21 protein-coding genes are annotated in these 23935 nt (G+C 50.5%); 9 read left to right on the forward strand and 12 right to left on the reverse strand.

Going from position 1 to position 23935, the window contains the following annotated elements; all coding sequences use genetic code 11:
* The first annotated feature begins 137 nt into the window (after positions 1-137).
* Complete coding sequence (gene acnA / locus BZG73_RS12035) at positions 138-2876, forward strand: aconitate hydratase AcnA (protein ID WP_077668423.1); 2739 nt, start codon at positions 138-140, stop codon at positions 2874-2876.
* 39 nt (positions 2877-2915) lie between these two features.
* Here acnA and BZG73_RS12040 read toward each other — a convergent pair whose 3' ends face one another.
* Complete coding sequence (locus BZG73_RS12040) at positions 2916-3959, reverse strand: glycosyltransferase family 9 protein (RefSeq protein WP_077668424.1); 1044 nt, start codon at positions 3957-3959, stop codon at positions 2916-2918.
* A gap of 96 nt (positions 3960-4055) precedes the next feature.
* On the opposite strand from BZG73_RS12040, the gene BZG73_RS12045 reads away from it, so the two are divergent.
* Entirely contained in the window at positions 4056-4457 is a 402-nt protein-coding gene (locus BZG73_RS12045) for a diacylglycerol kinase (protein WP_077668425.1), read from the forward strand.
* Between the two features lie 73 nt (positions 4458-4530).
* On the forward strand, positions 4531-6360 hold the full coding sequence (locus tag BZG73_RS12050; RefSeq protein ID WP_077668426.1) for a DUF3413 domain-containing protein: 1830 nt from the start codon (positions 4531-4533) through the stop codon (positions 6358-6360).
* Positions 6361-6437: 77 nt separating this feature from the next.
* On the opposite strand, the gene BZG73_RS12055 is transcribed toward BZG73_RS12050, so the two are convergent.
* The 3 genes from BZG73_RS12055 to BZG73_RS12065 are packed head-to-tail and all read right to left on the reverse strand — an operon-like array spanning position 6438 to position 8796.
* The gene (locus tag BZG73_RS12055; RefSeq protein WP_077668427.1) at positions 6438-7388 is read right to left on the reverse strand and encodes a 5-oxoprolinase subunit C family protein; all 951 of its coding nucleotides are present in this window, start codon (positions 7386-7388) and stop codon (positions 6438-6440) included.
* On the reverse strand, positions 7373-8068 hold the full coding sequence (pxpB, locus tag BZG73_RS12060) for a 5-oxoprolinase subunit PxpB (protein ID WP_077668428.1): 696 nt from the start codon (positions 8066-8068) through the stop codon (positions 7373-7375). The genes BZG73_RS12055 and pxpB overlap by 16 nt, the downstream gene beginning before the upstream one ends.
* Positions 8065-8796: a 5-oxoprolinase subunit PxpA gene (locus BZG73_RS12065; RefSeq protein WP_077668429.1), complete on the reverse strand. Its 732-nt coding sequence runs from the start codon at positions 8794-8796 to the stop codon at positions 8065-8067. Before BZG73_RS12065 ends, pxpB begins: the two co-directional genes overlap by 4 nt.
* A 514-nt stretch (positions 8797-9310) precedes the next feature.
* Between BZG73_RS12065 and BZG73_RS12070 the strand changes: the two genes are divergently transcribed.
* Positions 9311-10981 (forward strand): methyl-accepting chemotaxis protein, encoded by a 1671-nt coding sequence (locus BZG73_RS12070; RefSeq protein ID WP_077668430.1) that lies wholly within the window; start codon positions 9311-9313, stop codon positions 10979-10981.
* A gap of 61 nt (positions 10982-11042) precedes the next feature.
* Here BZG73_RS12070 and BZG73_RS12075 read toward each other — a convergent pair whose 3' ends face one another.
* From BZG73_RS12075 to BZG73_RS12095, 5 genes are read right to left on the reverse strand one after another with little or no spacing between them, the layout of a single operon-like run.
* Positions 11043-12347, reverse strand: coding sequence for an MFS transporter (locus BZG73_RS12075; protein WP_077668431.1), 1305 nt, complete (start codon positions 12345-12347; stop codon positions 11043-11045).
* 39 nt (positions 12348-12386) lie between these two features.
* Positions 12387-13079: a penicillin-insensitive murein endopeptidase gene (locus tag BZG73_RS12080; protein ID WP_077668432.1), complete on the reverse strand. Its 693-nt coding sequence runs from the start codon at positions 13077-13079 to the stop codon at positions 12387-12389.
* Positions 13069-13623 carry a GNAT family N-acetyltransferase gene (locus tag BZG73_RS12085; RefSeq protein ID WP_197075777.1) on the reverse strand — a complete coding sequence of 185 codons (555 nt, stop codon included), beginning with the start codon at positions 13621-13623 and terminating at the stop codon, positions 13069-13071. Before BZG73_RS12085 ends, BZG73_RS12080 begins: the two co-directional genes overlap by 11 nt.
* A 49-nt stretch (positions 13624-13672) precedes the next feature.
* Positions 13673-14029, reverse strand: coding sequence for a hypothetical protein (locus BZG73_RS12090; protein ID WP_046075510.1), 357 nt, complete (start codon positions 14027-14029; stop codon positions 13673-13675).
* Between the two features lie 57 nt (positions 14030-14086).
* The gene (locus tag BZG73_RS12095; protein ID WP_052708091.1) at positions 14087-14473 is read right to left on the reverse strand and encodes a hypothetical protein; all 387 of its coding nucleotides are present in this window, start codon (positions 14471-14473) and stop codon (positions 14087-14089) included.
* A gap of 250 nt (positions 14474-14723) precedes the next feature.
* Between BZG73_RS12095 and BZG73_RS12100 the strand changes: the two genes are divergently transcribed.
* The 3 genes from BZG73_RS12100 (at position 14724) to BZG73_RS12110 (ending at position 18315) form a co-directional block, all read left to right on the forward strand.
* The gene (locus tag BZG73_RS12100) at positions 14724-15746 is read left to right on the forward strand and encodes an ABC transporter substrate-binding protein (protein ID WP_158010047.1); all 1023 of its coding nucleotides are present in this window, start codon (positions 14724-14726) and stop codon (positions 15744-15746) included.
* The gene (locus BZG73_RS12105) at positions 15747-17582 is read left to right on the forward strand and encodes a GGDEF domain-containing protein (RefSeq protein WP_077668433.1); all 1836 of its coding nucleotides are present in this window, start codon (positions 15747-15749) and stop codon (positions 17580-17582) included.
* Between the two features lie 193 nt (positions 17583-17775).
* A complete protein-coding gene (locus tag BZG73_RS12110) occupies positions 17776-18315 on the forward strand; it encodes a histidine phosphatase family protein (protein ID WP_077579465.1) in 540 nt (179 codons plus the stop codon).
* Positions 18316-18452: 137 nt separating this feature from the next.
* Here the strand turns inward: BZG73_RS12110 and BZG73_RS12115 are convergent, their stop codons facing one another.
* The gene (locus BZG73_RS12115; RefSeq protein ID WP_077668434.1) at positions 18453-19883 is read right to left on the reverse strand and encodes a 6-phospho-beta-glucosidase; all 1431 of its coding nucleotides are present in this window, start codon (positions 19881-19883) and stop codon (positions 18453-18455) included.
* Positions 19884-20106: 223 nt separating this feature from the next.
* Between BZG73_RS12115 and BZG73_RS12120 the strand changes: the two genes are divergently transcribed.
* Both BZG73_RS12120 and BZG73_RS12125 read left to right on the forward strand, forming a co-directional pair.
* Positions 20107-20991, forward strand: coding sequence for an aspartoacylase (locus tag BZG73_RS12120; protein WP_077668435.1), 885 nt, complete (start codon positions 20107-20109; stop codon positions 20989-20991).
* 91 nt (positions 20992-21082) lie between these two features.
* Positions 21083-22477 carry a sensor domain-containing diguanylate cyclase gene (locus BZG73_RS12125; RefSeq protein ID WP_077668436.1) on the forward strand — a complete coding sequence of 465 codons (1395 nt, stop codon included), beginning with the start codon at positions 21083-21085 and terminating at the stop codon, positions 22475-22477.
* Positions 22478-22533: 56 nt separating this feature from the next.
* Here the strand turns inward: BZG73_RS12125 and BZG73_RS12130 are convergent, their stop codons facing one another.
* Together BZG73_RS12130 and BZG73_RS12135 are read right to left on the reverse strand one after the other, a co-directional pair.
* A complete protein-coding gene (locus BZG73_RS12130) occupies positions 22534-23640 on the reverse strand; it encodes a tetratricopeptide repeat protein (RefSeq protein WP_077579461.1) in 1107 nt (368 codons plus the stop codon).
* Positions 23624-23908, reverse strand: a complete 285-nt coding sequence (locus BZG73_RS12135) for a type VI secretion system PAAR protein (protein WP_077459223.1) — start codon at positions 23906-23908, stop codon at positions 23624-23626. Before BZG73_RS12135 ends, BZG73_RS12130 begins: the two co-directional genes overlap by 17 nt.
* Positions 23909-23935 lie beyond the last annotated feature (27 nt).

Below are 23935 nucleotides of genomic sequence, written 5' to 3' on the forward strand. Positions count from 1 at the left end.
GTGATAACGATGCTTTAACTTCATCAAAACCCCATTTACAATAGTGCGGTAAAATCAAGCAATCCCCCGAGCGAGGCGACGGCCTTCGAGGTAAGGTCGCCTCTCTTATTCACAATAACGGACAAGGGGAGGCATCCGTGAGCAACCCATCTCAACACCCAGATAGTTTCAATACCCGACGAACCCTACACGTCAATGGTGAAACCTACGACTACTACCGATTGGACGCTCTGTCTGAGACGTTCAACATTCATCGATTACCTTACTGCCTAAAAGTCCTGCTAGAAAACTTACTACGCAAAGAAGATGGTAAGAATGTTTCTGCCGATGACATTCGCACACTTTGCCAGTGGCAAGCTGATAAAGCAGGACAAGATCAGGTGAACTTCACCCCCGCTCGCGTCGTACTTCAAGACTTCACTGGCGTACCTGCCGTGGTGGATCTAGCAGCCATGCGTGCCGCGATGCGAGAGCTTAAAGGTGACCCAGCTAAAATCAACCCGCTTGGTGCGGTTGATCTTGTCATCGATCACTCAGTGATGGTCGATGATTATGGCAACCCTGATTCCTTGCAGAAAAACACTGAGATTGAGTTCGAGCGCAACAGCGAGCGCTACCAATTTTTGCGCTGGGGTCAACAAGCCTTCTCCAATTTCCGCGTCGTACCACCTGGCACTGGGATCGTACACCAAGTGAACCTCGAGTTTTTAGCACCCGGTGTATTGGTGGAAGAGCACGGCGACAACAAGTTAGCCATGCCAGACACGCTCGTGGGCACTGACTCGCACACCACCATGATTAACGGCTTGGGTGTGCTGGGTTGGGGGGTAGGCGGTATCGAAGCGGAAGCGGCGATGCTCGGCCAGCCTATTACCATGCTAATTCCTGAAGTGGTCGGTTTTGAGCTCAAAGGTGAGCTGCCTGCGTCTGCCACGGCAACAGATCTCGTACTTACCGTCACCCAAATGCTACGTGAGCGCGGCGTGGTAGGTAAATTTGTTGAGTTTTATGGCCCGGGCCTCGCTAAATTGCCGCTGGCTGACCGCGCAACCATTGCCAATATGGCGCCAGAGTATGGTGCAACCTGTGGCATCTTCCCGATTGATGAAGAAACGCTTAGCTACATGCGCCTGACAGGACGCACCGATGAGCAAATCACGCTGGTCGAAACCTACGCTAAAGCACAAGGCTTGTGGCGTGATGACGATGCACCCGTTGCTGATTATAGTGACACGCTCCATCTCGATCTGGGTGATGTGGTGCCAAGCCTGGCGGGTCCCAAACGTCCACAGGATAGAATTGCATTAACCGATGCCAAAACCCAATTCGATCAGCTGTTGGAAAAAGAACAAGCGGCGTCTAACAATGTGATTGCAAGCTTTGCCAGTGAAGGGGGTCAAACCGCAGTCGATAACCCCAGTCTTCGTGAGCAAGGGAAAGTAGAAGTCGACTACAAAGGTGAGCGATTTACGCTTGAGCACGGTGCCGTTGTGATCGCCGCGATCACCTCCTGCACCAACACGTCGAACCCGGCCGTGCTTGTCGCCGCTGGGCTAGTGGCACAAAAAGCACGCGAGCGAGGCTTAAAAACGAAGCCTTGGGTGAAAACGTCTCTCGCACCTGGATCACAGGTAGTGCCTGCGTATCTAGAAAATGTTGGCCTACTTGAGCCACTTGCCGAACTTGGCTTTAACATCGTCGGCTTTGGCTGTACCACCTGTATTGGTAACTCAGGGCCATTACCAGAGCCGATCACAGAAGCCATTCGCTCTGCTGACCTGCTCGCGACCAGCGTGCTCTCCGGTAACCGCAACTTTGAAGGCCGTATTCACCAAGATGTGAAAGCCAACTATTTGGCATCGCCCCCATTAGTGGTTGCCTATGCACTGGCAGGTAATATGAATGTGGATGTCCTTAAGGAGCCATTAGGACAAGATGAAAGCGGCAAGCCGGTCTACCTCAGAGACATCTGGCCAACGCCACAGGAAGTCGCGCAAACCATCCAATCAGCGATGACGGAGGGGCTGTACCAAGACAAATATTCGGATGTATTTGCCGGTACAGACGCTTGGCGGAAACTGCCAGTCCCTGAAGATGAGATTTACTCATGGCCTGACTCCACCTACGTTAAAAAACCAACGTACTTTGATGGCATGACCATGGCGCTCCCCGAGATGAAACCCATCAAGGGCGCACGCTGTGTGGTGAAAGTGGGCGACTCTATTACGACTGACCATATCTCACCTGCAGGGGCGATTAAACCGGATAGTCCAGCGGGCGAGTATTTGAAATCCAAAGGGGTTGAGCCGAAAGATTTCAACAGCTATGGCTCCCGCCGTGGTAACCACGAAGTCATGGTGCGCGGCACCTTTGCCAACGTGCGTTTAAAAAACCATATGGCACCAGGCACCGAGGGCGGCATGACCACCTATCTACCCACCAATGAGCAAATGAGCATCTATGAGGCGGCCCAACGCTATCAACAAGATGGCACCCCATTGGTGGTCTTGGCCGGCAAAGAGTACGGGACAGGGTCGAGCCGTGACTGGGCAGCCAAAGGCACTAACCTGCTGGGGATTAAAGCAGTCATTGCTGAAAGCTTTGAACGTATTCACCGCTCTAACTTAGTGGGCTTTGGTGTGTTGCCGTTGCAATTTAAAGACGGCGATTCCGTCGAGTCACTCGAGTTGGATGGCACGGAAACGTTCGATTTTGAGGAGATCAGCGGCGAACCCTCTACCCTCAAGGTGTGTGCGGTTCGGGATGATAAAATCATTGAGTTTGACGTCAACGTCCGCATCGACACTGCCGTCGAGTGGGATTACTACCGCCACGGCGGCATTCTCCACTATGTGCTGCGCCAACTCGCCAGCTAATACTGGCAWCGCTACCACAAAGGCCCCACGGGGCCTTTTTTATTGCTTCGCCATCATGGTTTCAAAGGCGTCGATCACCTGCTGAGTGCCAATGGTGGCCATCACATGATCGCCTTTCACCCGCGTGCTCCATGCTAATTGCTCAACGGGCTTTCCATGTTGCTGTTCAGCAAAGGTTTCATAAACACTGACCACATCCGCGAGATTGTTATAAGGGCCGGTTCGCTTCGGGTTGCTATGGCCATAAAGGCCTAAGACAGGTGTGCTTTGTGTGGTCGCCATGTGCGCGGGGCCAGAGTCGGGGGCAAGCACCGCATCGGCGCGTGCGAGCACCGCGGCCAATTGCTTGAGACTTGTTTGTCCCACCAAGTTAGCCAGTGGCACGTTAGCAGCGGCAATAATACGCGCAGCCAGCGTTTTTTCACGCGCAGCCGGTGAACCACAAAGTACCACCTGATAACCTTTACCGACCGCGTAGTCGGCAAATTCAGCATAACGCTCTGGTAGCCAGTTGCGCTCATCTTTACTCGCGGCGGGACTGATCACGATAGTAGGCTTATCACCGAGTTGCGCGTTGGCAAAGGCATGATCGTCTTCAGAAAGTGGTAGTTGCCACTGCGGCGGCGTAACCGGCACGCCCAAATATTGAGTGAAGGCGAAAAAGCTATCTAACACATGGCAAGATTGGGTGTCGGGGATCCGTTTATTGGTAAACAGCCACTGTCCCTCTTTCGCTCGGTGACGATGAAACCCTACGCGATAGCGCGCGCCGATCCCCATAGTCAATAAACTGGCACGCAAAGCAAGTTGCATATGCACTAACGCATCAAACCGGCGTCCTTTCAGCTGCCGCCAGACGTGACGCATGCCTGCCAAGCCTGCTTTTTTATCAAACACCACCAGCTCCACCCCTTCCAGCCCGGCCAAAAGCTGGGCTTCGACTTTACCAACCACCCAAGTGATCTGCGTCTGCGGCCAATGACGCTGCACGGCTTGGATCGCCGCGACCGCGTGACAGACATCGCCAATCGCAGATAGGCGCAAAAAACACAGGGAGCGTGGGGCGTCAGTAAACAGAGGCATAACAAATTCCAATTAAGTTATCGCGCCGATTATGCAGTTGGCTCGGTTAAATGTAAAATGCCACCCTATCGATCAAATTGTTACGAGAATGTATTTATGGGCGCTAATACATCCCCCTCAGAAAAGCCGCGAGGGCTGATACGTATCATTAAAGCCACTGGCTATTCTTGGGCTGGATTAAAAGCGGCATATCACCATGAAGCGGCGATCCGTCAAGAAGTTGTATTATTGGCAACGGCGTTAGCCGTATTACTTTGGCTGCAATTACCGTTGACTGATTCTCTGATAATGTTCAGTGTCATTGTGTTAGTCATCATCGTCGAGCTGCTTAACTCCGCCATTGAAGCCGTGGTCGACAGAGTGGGTGAAGAGCGCCATGAGCTCAGCGGCAGAGCAAAGGACATCGGCTCTGCGGCGGTGTTTGTCAGTTTGCTTTTAGCAGGTGTAATCTGGATTACCACCTTATGGAATCACTTTGGCGCCCCACTTATTCAATGACACATGTCGCCATACAACCCGGCAACGCGTCCATTATGTTGCCGATTGATTAACTTAACTGTGATGAGAAATCATGTCTTTTAAATCGCGACTTCAAACACACAGCTGGTTCATCGCCATTAACGCCCTGGTGTTAATGGCAATAGCCAGCCGCTACTTTGCGTTTCTACCTAGCTTTCCCACTGAGCCACTTGGCATCACCTTTATCGTGGTCAGTACCTTTAGCCAAATGGCCTTACTTGCCGCCATTGTTGGCTTAGTAACACTGCCACTGCTCTTGCTGCCCACCAAGGTGCGCCAACCGTTGCTCGCCTTGATTGCGTCGGTGGGTGTGATCACGCTTTTCATCGATACCATCGTGTTTGCCCAGTACCGATTCCATATTAATGCCATGGTGCTAGATTTGATCCTCGCCGGGCAGATTGTCAGCTTCCCGCTCATTACTTGGCTGATGGTCATCGGTGGCGTGATGGCCTGCCTCGCCGCGCAATGGGCACTTCTGGCTGCGTTGTCGCGGACACGGTTTTCTTCCCAGCACAAAGTCGGCAAAAAATTTGCTCTGCTCACGTTTCTTACCTTGCTTGCCACCCACGGGATTCATATTTGGGCCGCTGCCTACGCGTACCAACCCGTGACAACGGTGAAACGTTATTTGCCACTTTTCTATCCAGCCACCGCCAACAGTATGATGCGCAAAAACGGCTGGATTGATGAACAAGCTCTAGCGCGCCAAAAGGCGATGGATGTAGATCGCGAAGCCGACCTGAACTATCCCCTTTCGCCGCTGAGCACGACCGACGTTACACAGCCAGTGAATATCATGTTTTTGGTGGTTGATTCATGGCGCGCGGATACCTTCAACGCCGACAACACCCCTAACCTTTGGGCGTTGGCACAAAATGGCCGTACCTATTCACATCACCTTGCGACCGGGAACGCCACCCGTACCGGCATTTTTGGCCTGTTTTATGGCATGCCTGGCACCTATTGGCACAGCTTTCTTGCCAATCAGCAATCACCGGTACTGATAGACCGCCTGCAGGCGCTCGATTATCAACTGGGTATTTTTACCGCCGCGCAATTGGAAAAGCCGGAATTCAACCAAACCGTGTTTGCCAATGTGTCCGATTTACGTAACGGCTCTGAGAGGGACTCTCCCGCCGAGCTAGACGCAGATCTCACTCAAGATTGGATCCGCTGGCACCAAAAGCGTGATCCCAATCGTCCCACCTTCTCGTTTTTGTTTTACGATGCCCCCCATGGCTATGATTTTCCTGCGGACTTTACCCCCAAGTATCAGCCGATGCTGGACGAAATTAACTATCTCAAGCTAAATAACGAGACAGACCCGACACCGTTTTTCAATCGCTACAAGACCAGCGTGCGCTACGTGGATAGTTTGGTGGCCAAGGTCATTGAGGAGCTAAAACAAAGCGGAGAGTTCGACAATACTCTGCTGGTTCTCACTGGCGATCACGGCCAAGAAATGAATGACAACCAACTGAATTTTTGGGGACATAACAGTAACTTTACTGACCCACAAATTCACGTGCCTTTCGCAATGATAGGCCCCGGCATCGAGGCAAAACAGGTCGATACCGGCAAACAACTCACCAGCCACCAAGATGTTGCGCCTACCCTAATGAAGCATTATTTAGGTGTAACGTCCGATCCGGCCAGCTACGCGATTGGTCATGACTTACTTGCGCCAAATCCCGGCCAAGATTGGGTGTTATCGTCAAACTACAGCGGCTATGCGTTAGTGACCGACGACACTATTTTAGAAGTGGGTGCAGGAGGGCAATATCAATACATGGATAACACCAACCGACCCATAGAAAACGCGTCACCTGACTTTGCGCAAATGGAAAAAGCCCTCGAGCAAATCAGCCGTTTCCGCTAGTCCGTCGCTTGCACGTTAAAGCCTATCCGTTTATGAGCCTCTGTCTTCCAGAGGCTCATCTATCCATTTTCTGCAGGCTACATCCAGTCAAAAAACTGCACAAACTCCTGCCATTGCGCCGATGCATCCGCCAGCCGCGCTGGATAAAAGCGCACGGCCTGACCGGGTGGCGTTTGCGCCAACATGCTCAAGCTGACACGGGCTAAACAGCCAAGCTTAGGATAACCACCGAGTGTTTGCCGATCGTTGAGCAACACAATCGGCTGACCATCCGGGGGCACTTGCACGGCCCCGAGCGCAATGCCTTCGGAAACAATACCCGGTTGCTTGCTCACGACGCTCGGTCCATTGAGCCGCACGCCCATACGATCACTGTGCTGATCGACTGTATATTCGCCCTCAAAAAACGCCGTTAGCGCCTCGGAGCTGAAGCTATCAAATTGATACCCCGGCACAAGCGCCAGTGGGGTCAGGGCATTGTAGTCAGGAATAAAACGTGTCGGCACACCACGCACCCTCGGCAACAGCGCATGCGGTCGGCAAGGCAACACCTCTCCTTTCGCGAGTGCCATGCCTCCCGACTGTTCACCTAATCCGGAATGCAGGCCGCCGAGTTGATTGCGCATCACCGTCGCGGCACTGCCAAATGCGCCATCTACCGCCAATCCGCCACGCACCGCGAGATAGGCGCGCAAGCCACAGCGAGCGTAGCGTAAACGCAGTTCATCACCCGTATTTAGCGTTAACGTCTGCCACATACCCACGCGCTGACCATTGATACAAGGTTGCATGTCTGCACCGGTGATAGCGATCGAAATGGCATGGTCAGCACGAAAACGTGCCTGACCCATGGTTATCTCGACAAGCGGTGTATTGGCGGGGTTATCGAGTAAATAATTCGCCCAAGCAAAAGCGTGGCAATCGACCGGCCCGCCTTGGCTTAAGCCAAGCTGGCCCACCCCATAGCGCCCTGTGTCTTGCACCAAGCTCAATACGCCGGGGTCAAGCACCGTTAATCCTGCCACCATTGACCTCCTGCCGCGCGGTAATCAGACTCTGGCATTGGCTCAAAACGGACGGTATCACCTACATCAAACGGCATCATGGGCGATTGACGGGGATTGAATAGCACCTTGGGACAGTTACCAATAATTTGCCAGCCTGCGGGCGACGCCGCCGGATACACCGCGGTTTGCTGTTGTGCAATGCCCACACTGCCGGCGGGGATCTGATGGCGAGGCGTGGTATGCCGCGGCATGGCTATCGTCTCATCCACCGACGCAAGAAAGGCAAAGCCGGGCGCGAAACCAATCGCACAGACGGTGTAAGTTCGTTGGCTGTGTCGCGCAATCACCTCTTGCTCACTCACGCCGGCAAACTCGGCGACCGCAGCCAGATCGGGCCCAACCGAAGGGTGATAATACACCGGCAATATCACGTGTTTTCCGCCCACGGCGTCGTCGGTGACTCGCAGTGATTCGCCTTGGTTCATCACCCACGTTTTCAACCTGTCTGGTGACAGTAAGCGAACATTCACTTCCACCAGAACACTGGTGTAGGCAGGAATTAATTCAACCACACCACGGCCAAAGTGTTGGCGGATTCGCTCACACAGCGCAGATAACTGTGGAACTAAGGCAAGATCGATCTTATTGCCCAACCGGATCATTACCGTGGTTTCACTGACCTGCTCAACCTTGAGTGTCATGGTGTTAAGGCCTTTCTGAGTTGTTTTATCGCCTCGACCGATTGTGGATTATCTCCATGCACACACACCGTATCCGGCGATAGGGTGAGCGTTTGCCCCTCAAGGGTTGTCACCGTGCCATGTTGAGATAGCTGCAACACTTGCGCAATCATCGCGTTAGCGTCATCTAACACCGCGCCCGGTTGACCGCGCGGCGCTAATTGCCCTGACGCCAGATAGGCTCTATCAGCAAAGGCCTCAAAAATCAGCGGCACACCGGCTTGTTGGGCAAGCTGGCGATGCTGACGGTTATCAGGCAGTGCCAGCACCATTAATGGTGTATTGGGCAGCGTGTCAGCCACCGCAACCAATACCGCTTTAAAGCAATCATTGTCCACCATCATGGTGTTATACAGCGCACCATGGGGCTTCACATAATCAAGGCTCGCATTAAATCGCGCACAGATCCCTTGTAACGCGCCAATTTGATAGCGAACGAGATGACTAATTTGTGCAGGGGTATGATCAATATGACGGCGGCCAAAGCCCTGCTTATCGGCGTAGCCGGGATGAGCACCAATACTCACATTGTGCTTCACTGCGAGTGCTACCGTGGCCGCCATTACATCAGGATCAGAGGCATGAAAGCCACACGCAATATTGGCCATATCAATCCACGGCATTAGCGCGCTATCCATTCCCATCGTCCACGCACCAAAGCTTTCACCCATGTCTGCGTTTAGTTTCATCACTCCCTCGATTTCACTGACTTTGCTTTACCTTACGGCTTTTTAAGCCGCGGATAAACCAACAAAATAGTCAGGATGTGAGTCTTGTGTCGCGCTTGCCGGGCGTTGACGGTAAAAAACATGCTGACCGATATCTTGACCACCCTGATATCACCCATTCGAGAACGGCGAAAAGCACTAATGAACGCCCCTGATTACTTGTATAGTGTCCTAAAAGATGGACAAAAAAAGGCGCGTATACAGACAGACCAAACATGCCAGAACGTTAAGCGTGCGTTGGGGCTGCTTGTGGGATAAAGAGGTAAGAGGGGTGAGTGAAAAATGGCTTATACTTACTAGTGATGAATCAGATAGTTATCGCAATCTCTTGTACATAATGAGTTAGACAGATGTAAAAGATTGCAGAATGTTTCCCAATCCACATCAAATAAAAGGGCTTTTTGCGCGGCAAACGGAAAAAATGTCTTCCATACTTTAGCGAATTCGAAACCATAATTAACACAAGGTATCCGGTATGTTGAAGTTAATGCTGCGCGGAAAGCTCTTAGTGCTTGCCATCGTACCCTTGGTATTATCCATTCTCGTTACGTTGTTTATCAYTACCTATTACGAGCGAGAGCTGGTCGAAGAGAACATTGCCACTTTTCGAACCAAATTAATTGATGAGCGAAAAATGCAGCTTCGCGAAGCCACAGAAATTGCCGCGACTGTAGTAAAAAACGCACAGCAAGCGGGCGGYGATGCCACACAAAATGTTAAAGATGCACTTCGCGAAGTGACCTTTGGTAAGGCAGGCTACTTTTACATCTACGATAAACAAGGCAACAACGTATTCCATGCCTTAAAGCCAGAGCTTGAAGGCCGGTCCTTGATCAATCTTACTGATCCCAAGGGCAACAAAATTATTGTAGGCCTGCTCGAAGCGGCGCGAAGCGGTGATGGCACCTTCACCTACCTCTATCAAAAGCCGGGTACCGATGAACTGATCGAAAAAATTGGCTATGCCGATATGGTCAATAACGGCCAATGGATGTTAGGTACTGGGGCATACATTGACGATATTGAAGCACGCGTTACCGATTTCCGTGAAAATGCAGAAGAGGCTTTAGCGGCACAAACCGCTCGAATGATCATTGCAGGTATCATTATTCTGATTGTTACCTTTGTCGCGGTTGCCTTTGTTGCCCAACGGATGTCAACGCCGGTGAAAGACATGCTGGACAACCTCAATGATATTGCCGACGGTGATGGCGACCTGACCCAGCGCCTGAAAATTAAAGGCAGTGACGAAATTGCTCAGCTTGGGGATGCATTCAACCGCTTTATCGATAAGCTGCAAAACACCATCCGCAGCGTGGTAGATGTCACGGAAAAAGTGAGTCACACCGCACGTACGATTGACGAGCAAACCCAGATGGTTGCCACGCAATTACAGACTCACGATAACGAGACCGAGCAAGTGGTCACTGCTGTTACCCAGATGAGCTCAGCCGCGCAAGAGGTGTCACAGAACGCCACCCAAGTGGCTGATGCCACTAGTGCAGCTACTGACGACGCGCGTCACGCCCAAGAGAAAGTTCAGTTCTCGATCACCTCGATGCAAGCGCTGGTCGAGCAAATGAATACCTCGAGCACACATGTGGATTCGCTGAATGAGCAGTCCCATAAAATTACTGGCGTGCTTTCTGTGATTGGCGATATTGCTGAACAAACTAACTTGCTGGCACTTAACGCTGCCATTGAGGCCGCGCGTGCAGGCGAACAAGGTCGCGGGTTTGCGGTGGTCGCTGATGAGGTGAGAACCCTCGCAAGCCGCACGCAAAAGAGCACCCACGAAATTCGCGAAATGCTGGATGAACTTCAGTCATACGTCAATCAAGCTGTAGATGGGATGAAGCAAAGTAACGATACCTGCCAGCAAACCTCGGAGGCATCCAACGAAATTGGTAGCGGCATTGATTCGGTAAGTAATGCAATCACACAAATCAATGACATGACCAGCTATATTGCCTCGGCTGCCTCGGAGCAAACCACGGTGACAGAGGACATTCACCGTAATCTGGTATCGATTCGCGACATTGTGAGCCAGCTACTCAACGCCAGTAATGACTCGGCACAAGCGGCGACTGACTTAAACCAGACAGGCGAAGAGCTCAAACGTCTGGTGAGCCAATTTAAAGTCTAACCAGCAACAACAGACCAAAAGGCGCTAATCACTAGCGCCTTTTTCTATTCCGCCCGCCGGCTTATCTTTCTACTTCTGGCAGCGCGCGTGCCATCAATGCCCCCAGCAAGCCAAGCGCCGATAACACCGCAATCACCACCATTAACCCCCACTGGCTCAACCATGCCGTGACGCCGCCCATGAATAAGAGCATGAAGCCAATCAACGTATTGCTGACCGAGACATAATCGGTGCGCTGATTGCCCTCAGCCATATTCACGATGTAGGTTTTACGCCCAAGCCGCACACCCTCGTGAGCAATGGTCAGGACAAAATAGACGCCAGGTAGTACCCACGCCAAAGAAAACAGCGCGGGATACCAATGACTGATACTCACGACCACCAGCCCCAGTAACGCCGTCACCACGGCAGCCATTATCATCACTTGGCGACTAGATCGATCGGCAAATAGCCCCCAAAAAGGAGCCGACAACAAACTTGCGATACCGCTAATGGCGACAAAGCTTGCGGTGGTGATCGCCAGCGCTTGGCTATGCTGACTGGCTAACAGCACATAATAGGGCGCGGATAGGGCCGAACAGAGTAACAGTGAACGGGTGATCACAAAGTGGCGTAGACGTCTATCATCCACCAACAAGCGCAGTTTAGAAAGCGCATGCGTGAGCGCATTGGCACCGCCTTCTGTGGCCCCTTCGTATTCATCAACTTGGCTGTAAAACGCTGCGGCAATCCACCAAAGCACTGCGCCGAACGCCAATAGCGCGCAATAGACCCACACATGCTGTTGATCCGAGACGCTGAACAATCCGACACCGGCGGCAATCGTCACCGCCCCCGCCAAGCTTGACGACCACCCGTTCAGGCGCCCTCGTTGCGGCTTAGGGATGGTTTTCCCTAACACATCTTTCGAGGCGACCGAGCACAAGCCTCGCGCCAAACTAAATACCACCAGCAAGCCGATAATGCTCCAGCCGGCTACTTGACCGGTTAAAAGCAACGCTGCGATCGCCATGGCTAGGATACACGCCCCTTGAATGACAGAGCCCGCCACCCATGCCCACTTACGTACCGCAAATTGGCGGACATAACCGGCGATACCCAACTGAGGCACTAACGAGCCCGCCTCTCGTATTGGCACTAATAAGCCAATTAACGCCAAGGGAGCACCAACCGCGGTGAGAAGCGCTGGCAAGACAATTTTCGGGTTAGATACCGCGTCGCCAATTTTGGTGAGTCCTTGGCTAACGATGATGCGGAAAAAATTGCCTGGAACCTCACGGCACGCACTGCCATCAATGTCTTTACAGGCACGCGCATCTTCTTCATTAAAAAGCTTTTGGTGTAAGTCATCCGCTAGTTTGTGCACACTTTCTCCCAGTCTTTTCTTTTTGTTTTTATTCTGCCCTTATTGGCAAGGCACGGCAAAATCAACGTGATAATGTTCATCATGGCGAACCCAAGACCGCCGCGTTGAAAACCGAATATGTTGCTTTAAATACTGCCCATACGGGGTATCGTACAGTGCCGGCTGAAGAGTTGGATCAAAGATAACACGCCAAAGATCATAGCCACGACGCGTCGCTTCTCGGTGTAACGCCACTATGTGTGCGGCCATGGCGGTGTAATCAATGTGCTTGTCTTGGTATTGACCATTCCCATCAAACTCAATGCTGTAGCCAAATTTATTGAGTAGATGAGTCGGCAGATGAACCGATCGCCCCTCGGCATCGACGACCGGTGTCATAAAATCAACCGATAAGCCATTTCTATGGGTTTTATGCGGTTTGAACTGACCACCTGACTCAAAGCCCGTTTCAGCATATTGATATACTTTGTCTGGCTGCTCCGCCTCCAAAGACTGATACGATGCCACGATGATGTCACGCACTGCGGAGTGAACATAGGTTCGCCCCGCCCAACGCGCAATCAAGCTGTAGCCTATGAAATTCACCCCGTCACTGGGCAACTGTACCCCATTGGCTAAATGACCATTCGACGTAGTGCCATGACAGGTACTTTGCTGCGCAGTGCCCGCCAATGGAAACAACAAACAAAAAACGGAAAGAATGAACGATAGGTACCGGCGATTAATTAGCATGGTTTGCCTGCCAGCTGGGCTTCGATATCGCGTATAAGACATGCGTTGCGAGCGGATGATCTGCTGCCAAATGAGGATGCAAAAAGGTAAAGGGAGCAGCCGGCGTCATCCCGAGTTTTTTCATCACCGCTTGTGAGGGCAGGTTACTCTCGGTGGTAAACGCATAAATCGCCGGAAGCTCAACGTCCTCAAAGCCGATGGCGAGTGCTTTTTGTGCCGCTTCAGTGGCATAGCCTTTTCCCCAATGTGGCGACGCTAAACGCCAGCCAATTTCAACAAACGGCTGATGGCCGAAATCGAAGGTGGGACGGTTTAACCCCACAAAGCCAATGAATTCCCGTGTTTCAGTCAGTTCTACCGCCCAAAATCCGAACCCATTATCCGCCAGTTTGGATTGAATATGCGCCGCCATTGCATCGCTTTGTGCGCGTGAAAGCACACTGGGAAAATAGCGCATGACATCGGGGTCTTGATTGAGTGCCGCAAAAGGGGTCAAATCGGACACTTGCCATGGGCGTAGCGTCAATCGCTTCGTTGAGTACATCACCAATACCATCCCTCGTTAACGATCACACTGAACACCGCCGAGCCAGTTACTGTAAGTCTTTATGACGCAAGCGCGTGAGCCAATATTCACGATAGCGAAAATAGCAATAGGTCGAGGCGAACAAGAAAAACAAATACGAAAGCGAAAAGACCAAAGGCGAGGTGATCAACGCATGTTTTAACCCGAGCAATACACCCGCCGCTGTGACGGCAATCTTAGCGACCACCCCGAGCAACAACAAAAATAACGCAAACTGGGGGTAATGACTGCTACGAAACGTGATCCAATAGCAAGCACCCACCGCTGTACTGGCGACGCCTAGCCCAAGAAGATAAGAATGGAAGTGCTCACCCGCCAACAAACCACCAAGAATGCTAAGCACGATAATCACAATAAACGTCATGAGTTCCCACCTTTTTTCTCAGTATGGCACTGACGCAAACCGCCAAGGAGACGCCTATTAAGAGAGTACGATCTTGCTCGCAGGCTCTATGCACGCGGTTGAAATTGACGGCTGAACGTTTGCTGTCAAAGCACCATAGCGGTGATTAAGCGCGTCGACAGTGACGATTTGCCCTTGCCGGCGAATACTCACTTTAGTGCCCAAGTCCACGCCCGTGAAACGCATCTGCTCATCGCCGCCACTCAAAAAGTGGAAACGGTCAATCGCCAAATCAACGAGCCGAAAGTCTCGGCGACGACAGCTCAATCGCGCCACCCAGCTTTTCGCCGATAAGACTTGCGTGGGAGACAAGGCGCGCACTGCAAACTGCCAGCCTTCACTCTCACCATAAAAATCCATCGGAAAATGCCGCTTAAATTTCTTCTTATCGTAGTAAGATTTCATTACATTGTTGTCATTTTGTTCGCCATTGACTGGCACACTAGTCTACACAACTATGATGCCGTATATGCTTTCTCTTGCCCAATAAAATTTACGTGTCAAACAGCAGCTACCTGAACGAATTACAGACAATGATAAACCTACCGCAATCAAGCGTATACATATGCGCTATCCTTAACAGAGGTGGCCAATGGAGAGGACCCTTCCCTACATGTGTAGAAGACTGATTTTGTGGTGTGTTGTTTCTATATACATGATGTTCAGTACGCACATTCATGCTGAACAGGCTCAGCCCCGTGTGCTATTTATTAATCCCGGTTATGCAACGGAAAGCTTCTGGCAGGACGTAGATGAATATGCCAATAGCGCTGCCTCAGCATTAAATATTGACCTAACGATTCGCCACGCCGATCGCAATCATTTTGCCGTGCGTCAAATACTCGCCGCAACGTTGAGTAAACCGACCCACCCTGATTACATTATCATCGTGAATGAAAAGCTGGCGGCCAAAAACCTACTTCCTATACTGAGAAAGTATCCTATTTATGTACAACTGATCTTGAATGATGTCGATCAGCAGACCAAAACCAAGCTCTTCCAAGACCCACATTGGCAACAATACTTACTGCCGAGCATTATTCCCAACAATCATTCGATAGGCTATGCGATCGCCGAAGCCATGGTACAAGCAGGCGATAATGCGCCCGGCGAAGCCGTCATGATTTCAGGTGATCTTACCACCCCCGCATCCGTCCAACGCGAAGCGGGCGGCAAGCGCTTTTTCGTTGAACGCTCAGACATTACCTTACATCAAGTTGTTCATGGTCAGTGGAATGAGTCCATCAGCCAAGAGCAAATGCATACCTTGTTGCAACGCTACCCAAATGTGCGCTACGTGTGGACGGCCAACGATCATATGGCGTTTGGCGCGATGAAAGCCGCGCGGCAAGCAGGAAAAACGCCCGGCGATGACATCTATTTTGCCACGGTCAATACCTCCGAGCGCGTGCTCTCTTTGCGAGAAAAAGGCGACATTTCAGCCCTTGGGGGCGGGCACTTTAAAGCCGCTGGCCTTGCATTGAGCCGCATTTACGCTCACGATAAAGGTTGGCCGTTACCACCGCAATGCGCTGGACAGTTGTTTCACTTAATTGAACCTGGCTCCGCTTTTTTCGTACAGTTGCGCGAGCAGGCGTGGGATCAAATCTCGTTTTTGAACATGGCGAAAGGGATTGAAAGCCATTGTCATTCAACCACAACTCAAATGGATAACTAAGTGATAAAACGCGATGTAAACTTACGCGGTCTGCAAGCGCGCGTCGCTTTCGTTGTGCTCGCGATTAGCTTACTGTTTGCGGTAGGGAGTACACTGACGCAGATGTACATCAACTACCAGCGCACACTGGCTACGACCACACAACTGGTAGAGAGCCGGAGCCATAACTCGGCTCGCGTGATTAGCCATGCATTGTGGGTCGTTGATTTAGAGCTTGTGCGCCGCAGTGTAAAGGGATTGTCGATGATCCCTACCATTTGTCGCGTCGAGGTAAAAGGTTTTGATGGCACACACATCACTGAAGTCAATAATACCAGTGAGGACTGTGACGCCAATCATCAGTCATTGTTGAGCGTTCAAGGTAACAATATTGGCACCCTGAACATTGTGCTCGATCGCAGTGCGATTAAACGCGATGCCTTCACAGGCGCCGTGCCTGTCGCTGCCGTCCATTTTACTGAAACCTTTATCATCACTCTGCTGATTTTGTGGGTTATCCATCGGCTGTGCTCGCGCCCACTCCAACAGCTGTCAAATACGCTCGATTACTACCAAACCGACAAGGCCAACCAAACGAGTGTGCCGCTCTCGTTGATTCAACGTAATGACGAAATAGGTAAAGTGTCTCGCTCAATCAATGCGATGCAATCGCGTATCAGAGACGACTTTCTACAAAAACGCGTGACAGAGCGTGAACTTCGTCAACATCAAACTTTATTGAAAGAGCAAGTCGAGCAACGCACCAAAGCACTCAATTGGCAATCAAACGCTAGCTCTCTACTGGCCGATATTTCAATTCAATTTTTACGTGCAGACTCGCAATATATTACTGAAGACGTGAAGAAAATTTTTCCCGATATGGCGTCATTACTCGGCGTTGAGGCGATTGGCTGGTATGCCTTTGACGCATTCCGCGCTGAACGTCGTTGTTACTGGCCACAAGAGATTGATTTTGCCCCCCAGACCGTCGATTTAAGCGATATGCACATGATAAAACGGTGGCTGGCTGATACCGACGCACTGGTCGTTCCCCATGTCGGCCAGCTCGGCGATAATGCAATTAACGAGCGCTCTTGGTTGCGCCAACGGCATATTTTATCGTTTGCCGCTTTTCCGCTAACCGACGGTAGAAAAAGCTTTGGTATGATTACAGTGGCAAATCGCCGTCTACCCTTCATCTGGGATAACAATAAGACATTGCTTTTAAAACGTTTCGCGACCGCCATCAGTGAAGTGATGATCCGTGAACGAAACCATTACGCCATGGAAGAGCTACAAGAAGAGCTGATTGTCGCCAATGAAAAGTTAAAAGTACAAGCAGAAACCGATGACCTCACCCGGTTAAGTAATCGAAGACCGTTTAAACGTGAGCTCAAAAACCATATCCAACATGGCATCGCCAGCCGGTTACCTGTCGCCGTCATGATGATCGATGTCGATCATTTTAAAGCGTATAACGATGAATACGGTCACCTCAAAGGCGATGACGTTCTCACCCAAATCGCGCGCGTGCTGCTTACACAAACGGAACGCTTTCATGGTTCCGTGGCACGCTTTGGGGGCGAGGAGTTTGCGATCACGCTTTCAACGCGCTATGCCTCGAAGTTAACTCAGCTGGCCGAAACCATTCGCGCTGAAATTGCCAAGCTTGATATCGAGCACAAGAAAAACCCAGATGGTGACAAAATCACTGTCAGTATCGGTGGCATTATTACGCTCCCAACTCGCGAAACCACGGACTCATACCTACTCGAAATGGCTGATCAGCGTCTATATCAAGCCAAAGAAGAAGGCCGTGATCGCACCAAAATATTAGATCAAACCAGAGAAAAATAGCGAGCTTGCTCACGCCCTCCTCTCAATCCCACGGGTGAGTCATGACAGTCCGATGACGGTATGCTACAACCCTCGTAAGCGATATGTTGACCACCCGCCAAGCGGGTGTCTCGCCTCGTTATCCGGATAATAAAAATGTCACCGACTCAAGAAGCAGCGCTTCAGACGCTGTCGACGCAGAAAAGGAAGCCCTATGAAAGTCGTCTTTGTCCGTCACGGAAAAACCGATTACTCTTTGGCCGATGCTCGCCAAATGAGCCAACTGGAAAAAGACTATGCACCACTCCAACGTGCATGTATTCCCGCTATTCAATCGCTAGCCGATCACCCGAGTTTACAACACGCAGACATCATCCTCTCTTCGCCCTACACACGTGCCTTACAAACAGCAGAAATCCTCAACCGGCAATTGCAAAAAGAACTGTTTGTCGAGCATGACCTCCGCGAGTGGCAAGCGGATATCAAAGGGAGCTATATTCCTCTTTCTGAGCGCGATCGACGCTGGATTGAGTATCGAGAACTGTTTGCCAATGGAAATGAAGTGACCAATGCAGGTTATGAGTCCGCGACCGCGTTATATCGCCGAGTGACATCTGTGCTCGACACCTATCAAGACTACAATACGATTGCGGTTATCGCGCATTTTAATGTGATTGAGAGCTTAGTGGGTTATCGTGAGCAAGGGATTGAATATGGAGAAGTGATTGAGGTCGACTACCAACCCAATCTCTAACTTCTCCCCCTTAGCGGGCGAGGCTTTAGCGCTAAAACGGTAAAAATCGCATACCTCGATGCAATGACTTTACCGAAAGTTATAAAAGGGACGCACTAGGCGTCCCTTCTCGTCTTACTGCGATTCTACCAGAGCCTTTACTCTATCAACCCATTATTCTTAATCACGTTTTGATACCAGTAAAAGCTCTTTTTACGATGGCGAGAAAAGTCGCCACTGCCATCATCATGACGGTCAACGTAGATGAAACCATAGCGTTTGCGGTATTCGCCCGTGGTAAAGGACACACAATCGAGACAGCCCCATGGCGTATAGCCAATCACCTCAACGCCATCTTGCCAAATGGCATCCGCGAGCGCCTCAATATGTTGTGATAAATAGCTGATTCGGTAATCATCATTGATTCCCCCTGAGGTTTCACGCTTATCTGTCGCGCCAAGCCCATTCTCCACCACAAAAATCGGTTTTTCGTAACGCTCATACAGCTCAGAAAGCGCAAAGCGTAGACCTTTGGGATCAATTTGCCAGCCCCAGTCCGAAGCGGGTAGATGCGGATTCAATCGGCTTGCACTGAATAAAGCATTTTCATCTTCTTCTGGCGGGTTGGCATCTACGATATTCGTCATGTAGTAACTGATCGCCAAAAAGTCTGCACAGCCGTTTTTAAGAATCGTTGCATCCTCTTGATGCATGTTGACCTCGATCCCTTTGCTGGCCCATTGCGGCCAAATATAGTGTGGGTAGTGGCCTCGCAACTGCACATCGCTGCATAAATATTTGTCACGCATCGCTTGCTGTGACGCCAACATATCATCAGGGTGACAACTCGCCGGATACAACGGCATCATGTGGATCATGCTACCTATTTTAAAATCCGGATTAATCACATGCCCTAGAGACACCACTTTGGCGCTGGCGACGAATTGATGATGTAGCACTTGATAGAGTCTCTGTTCGGGATGATCGTGCTCGGTAAAAACCACACCTGAATTACAATAGCCAAATAGCGGATAGTCCCAGTTGAGCTGGTTGTTGATCTCGTTAAAGGTAATCCAATAGGAGACTTTGTCGCGATAGCGAGTCATTACGGTCTCGCAAAACCGCACGAAAAACTCAATCACATCTCGATGAGCCCAGCCCCCATAATGGGTGACAAGGTGCTGGGGCATCTCAAAATGAGAAAGCGTAATGACAGGTTCAATCCCTTTCTCTAATAGGTAGTCAATAAGGTCATCATAAAAGGCAAGGCCCGCTTCATTCGGCGTGAGCTCATCACCAAGAGGAAATATTCTCGACCACGCGATAGACGTGCGAAAACACTTAAAACCCATCTCCGCAAAGAGATCAATGTCTTCACGGTAGCGATGATAAAAGTCCACAGCATCATGGTTCGGATAGGCTTCATGTTCTTCAACACGCTGGGTAATTTTGCGCGGTGTACCATGGGCACCTTTGGTCAGCACATCCACAATGCTGACGCCTTTACCGTCGCAATCCCATCCTCCCTCAACTTGGTGAGCCGCCACCGCGCCACCCCATAAAAAGTGCTTAGGAAATACCGTTTTCATTGTTCACCTCTTTGTATCGTCTTCCGCTAGGCTAACGATTTCCACGCAGCTGAAGTGTGAACTGACTCGAAAAAGAATAGAGTCTCCACTGTCACATTAGCGTCAAAATGAATAAAAAAACAAATATAACGAAAATTTATGCTATTAACCTATCGAGTGGTTAGTGCTAAGCTGTCTGAATAGACAAATCCTTGCGATTATTCTTCACTTATCAGGAGCTTTCATGAGTCGGTTTAGTAACGTTGCCATTGTTGGTGGCACCCACGGTAACGAATTTAGCGGTATTTACGCACTAAAACAGTGGCAATCTAACCCTGCGATCACAGCCCGCGATAGTTTTTCCACCGAACATATATTCGCGAATCCTTCTGCTTATAGCGCCAACAAACGCTATGTAGACTGCGACCTTAACCGCCAATTCGATCCTAAACTGCTGGCTGATTACAGCTTGGCAAACTACGAGGAAAGCCGCGCGAAAGCCCTAAATCAACAATTAGGACCCAAAGGGGATCCACGCGTCGATTTCATTATCGACCTGCATAACACCACCAGCAACATGGGACCCACTCTGATCCTATTGACATTAGACACCTTCAATAAACAGCTGGCCGCTTACGTTAGTGAGCGTATGCCCGATGCGGTTATTCTAGTCGAAGATCATATTGAACCTATTCAGCATGCCTTTTTATGCTCGGTTGGCAAGCAAGGTGTTATTGTTGAAGTCGGCCCGCAGCCCCAATCTGTGCTGCGTCATGATGTGATGGAATCGATGCAAGAAATGACGACACACATTTTAGACTTCGTGCATCTGTTTAATATTGACAAGGTGCCAGCGCTGCCTAAAAGCGTCACCGCGTACCGTTACAAGGAGACACTACATTTACCGCAGAATGAGCGTGGGGAGCGTATTGGTATGGTGCACCAACACGTTCAAGACAAGGACTTTCAGCCGATAAAGCCCGGTGACCCACTGTTTATGTGTTTTGATGGCAGTGAGTTAACATGGCAAGGCGACTACACGGCCTATCCGCACTTCATTAATGAAGCAGCGTATTACGACAACAATATTGCAATGTCGATGGCCAACGTATTTACCTTCACGGTATAACCTGTCTCACACCTGACACGCTCAGTAAGCGCGAGCTGCTGGGATTTGTACTACGCTTAGGCTAAGCCAAATAGACGTACAGAGCCCAGCAGTGAATCAGCCCATTGACCAGTACAAACATATTGTCACATTACTGCCCTCGCTTTTTCGCCATCTCGATACGGCGGTTGTTATTGCTGACACAAATCGCTGTATACAACTATTAAACCCCGTAGCAGAAGCCCTATTTGGTTGCAGTCTGGCTGATGTAAAAGGCGCTAGCACGCGCATCCTTTATGCCGAACACGAAGACTTTACCGCAACGGGCAAAGATCGTTTTAACCCACACTCAGTTCACGCGTACTACGATGCTTATGTGGTGAGATATAAGACCGCCGATGGCCATGTATTTTTGGGGGAAACACATGGTGGGCCAGTGTGCGATGAGCAACAAGTTGTCACCATGTATGTGGCTTTTATTCAAGACATTAGCACCCGAGTGGAAGTAGAATCCGCGCTCAACCAGCTCCACTCAATCACATCAGCACGCAATTTAGATTTTTGCCGGCGCGTAGAGCGCATTCTCTCACTCGGTTGTAAACACTTTAATTTGCCTATTGGTATACTCAGCCAAATCCATGGTCAGCGTTATACCGTTCAATACGCGCAGCATCCCGATGACGCCCTACAGCCTGGGCAAGTATTTGACTTGAATGAAACTTACTGTTGTCACGTCTATGAAGCCAACGAGGCACAAGGTTTCCACCATGTTTCGCAAAGCGATATCAAAGCCCACCCCTGCTACGAGCATTTCGGCCTCGAGGCGTATATCGGTGCCCCCATTTTTATTGATGGCGAACGCTATGGCACGTTAAATTTTTCAAGCCCAGAACCCACTCGCCCCTTTATTTCGCAAGACTATGAACTGGTACGACTCTTTGCCGAATGGGTCGGCCACGAGCTGGCGCGTCTACGAGATTGGGAAGCACTCGAACAAGCGCAACAATTGCTCGAAATACAAGCGAATACTGACTCATTAACGCAGCTTTATAATCGCCATTACCTCAGCAACGCTCTCGCTCAAGAGCTGGCACGCTGCGAACGGTACAACAACCCCTTGACGCTGGCGATTGTTGATTTCGATAATTTCAAGCTTCTAAATGACACTTATGGTCATCGGGCAGGCGATATCGCGCTACAGCGCTTTGGGAATATTGTGCGGGAAGAATCACGGACCAATGACATATACGGTCGCTGGGGCGGAGAGGAATTTCTCTGTCTGCTTCCTGAAACGGATTTGAGTGGTGCGGAGGTTGTACTAAAGCGCTTGGTCGAGCGCGTACATAGCGAAGAAATCCACGTCGACGGACAAACCATACGCTGTACCATCAGCATCGGTTATACGGGCTTCTCGGCAGGTGATACACAAGACAGTATCATTCAACGTGCCGATACCGCGCTCTATCTCGCAAAAGAAAACGGCCGCAATCGAATCGAGAAGCAATGATTCGATTACGGCCGCTAAAGTCTTCGCCGGAGCTAAATTATCAAACCTCTACCCAGCTAGCTTGTTGGATCTGCTTCTTTCTCTGTGTTCGTGGCTGTTTTTTGCCAATATCGATCGTAGTGAAAGAAGGTGTGGGTTTTTCGTAGCTCTGCCGCGTTTTTCTCCACATCTTTCAGGACCTCATTAGACACCCGAGAAGACGCCAGCTCAAACTGTGCCATCGCTTGATCCCTTAGGTCGACAAATCGCCCTTGACCAACCACATCCAGGTATGCGGAGAGATACACCAAACCATCAATATACTTTTCATCATCAGGTGCATAATTTGTTGTATATACGCGACCTAACGCCGCCAAGGACATGAGATCGCCCTGCTCTATCGCTTTTTCACGCCACTCAACGGCTTTAGGAGTTTCTCCACGGCGAATAAAGTCACGGTATAAACTCTTCGTTCCAGGGATCCCCCCAGCATTGGCAATTTGCTTTTTCACCTCAGCAGCCGCATCCAGGCGAGAGCTAGGGAAAAGATAAAAGCCGCGCTGCGCCGTTTCTATTTGTGATGCTTTGTGTAATAGCGCATCGACATCGTTTGCCGCAATGGCCTCTTCGAGATAGACCTCAGCTTTTTGTTTATCTGTGGAAGCGGTGTACTGGTATAAACTAAAGGCTGCCTCTTCAGGGGCATCTTTATACCAGGCATCCAAGGCCTCTTCGTACTTGTGACGCCATATCGTGCGATGGTTGGCTGACAACCACTCACCTTCTTCAACCAATAGCTTCATGGCTGGGATGTAGCTTTCTCGTGCAGCCTGAGTGAGATATTGCTGCGCCTCAGGAGAATACGCGAGTTTCTTGCCATCATCACTCACCAGAACTGCATACAAGTAAGCCGCAGGCACATTACCTTGATCGGCAGCCGCTCGCAGATACTTCTCTGCGCGTTGATAATGGAATTGCGCACGTGACAAACGGCCATGTTCAAACAGTGCTTCCGGTGTCATCGCTTGGATATCATAGTCATCGGCAATTTTCTCTACCGGCTCCAATGACACAAACGGCGTCGCCTCTATTTCAACTTGCTCGGCGAAAGCCTGTCCACTGATAACAAGCAAAAGGGTACAAAAACTGACTTTTAATCGTGACGGCTTAACCAATGTTGACACTCGAACCTCCTGAAATTACGCCGCCACAACTTATTGCATCACCAATTCGTGCAGCCGGCTTTCCATCAATGTTGACGCTACCAGACCCAGCATTTACTGACCGACCATGCGGTGGATGCTTAGGCTTACTATGGGGAGCCAGTGGGTCGCCTTTGCGTACCGCTGGGATCCCATCAATCTTTACCGTTGGTGAACCCGCTGTAATGGGCGTAGGCGGAAAGCCATCATGGGCGGTACCAATATGGCCAACCAGTGCAGCTTTTGGCATAGTTTTCCTCGATTCTTATGAACTTGC

It is taken from the genome of Salinivibrio siamensis (assembly GCF_001996005.1).
GTDB classification, from domain to species: domain Bacteria; phylum Pseudomonadota; class Gammaproteobacteria; order Enterobacterales; family Vibrionaceae; genus Salinivibrio; species Salinivibrio siamensis.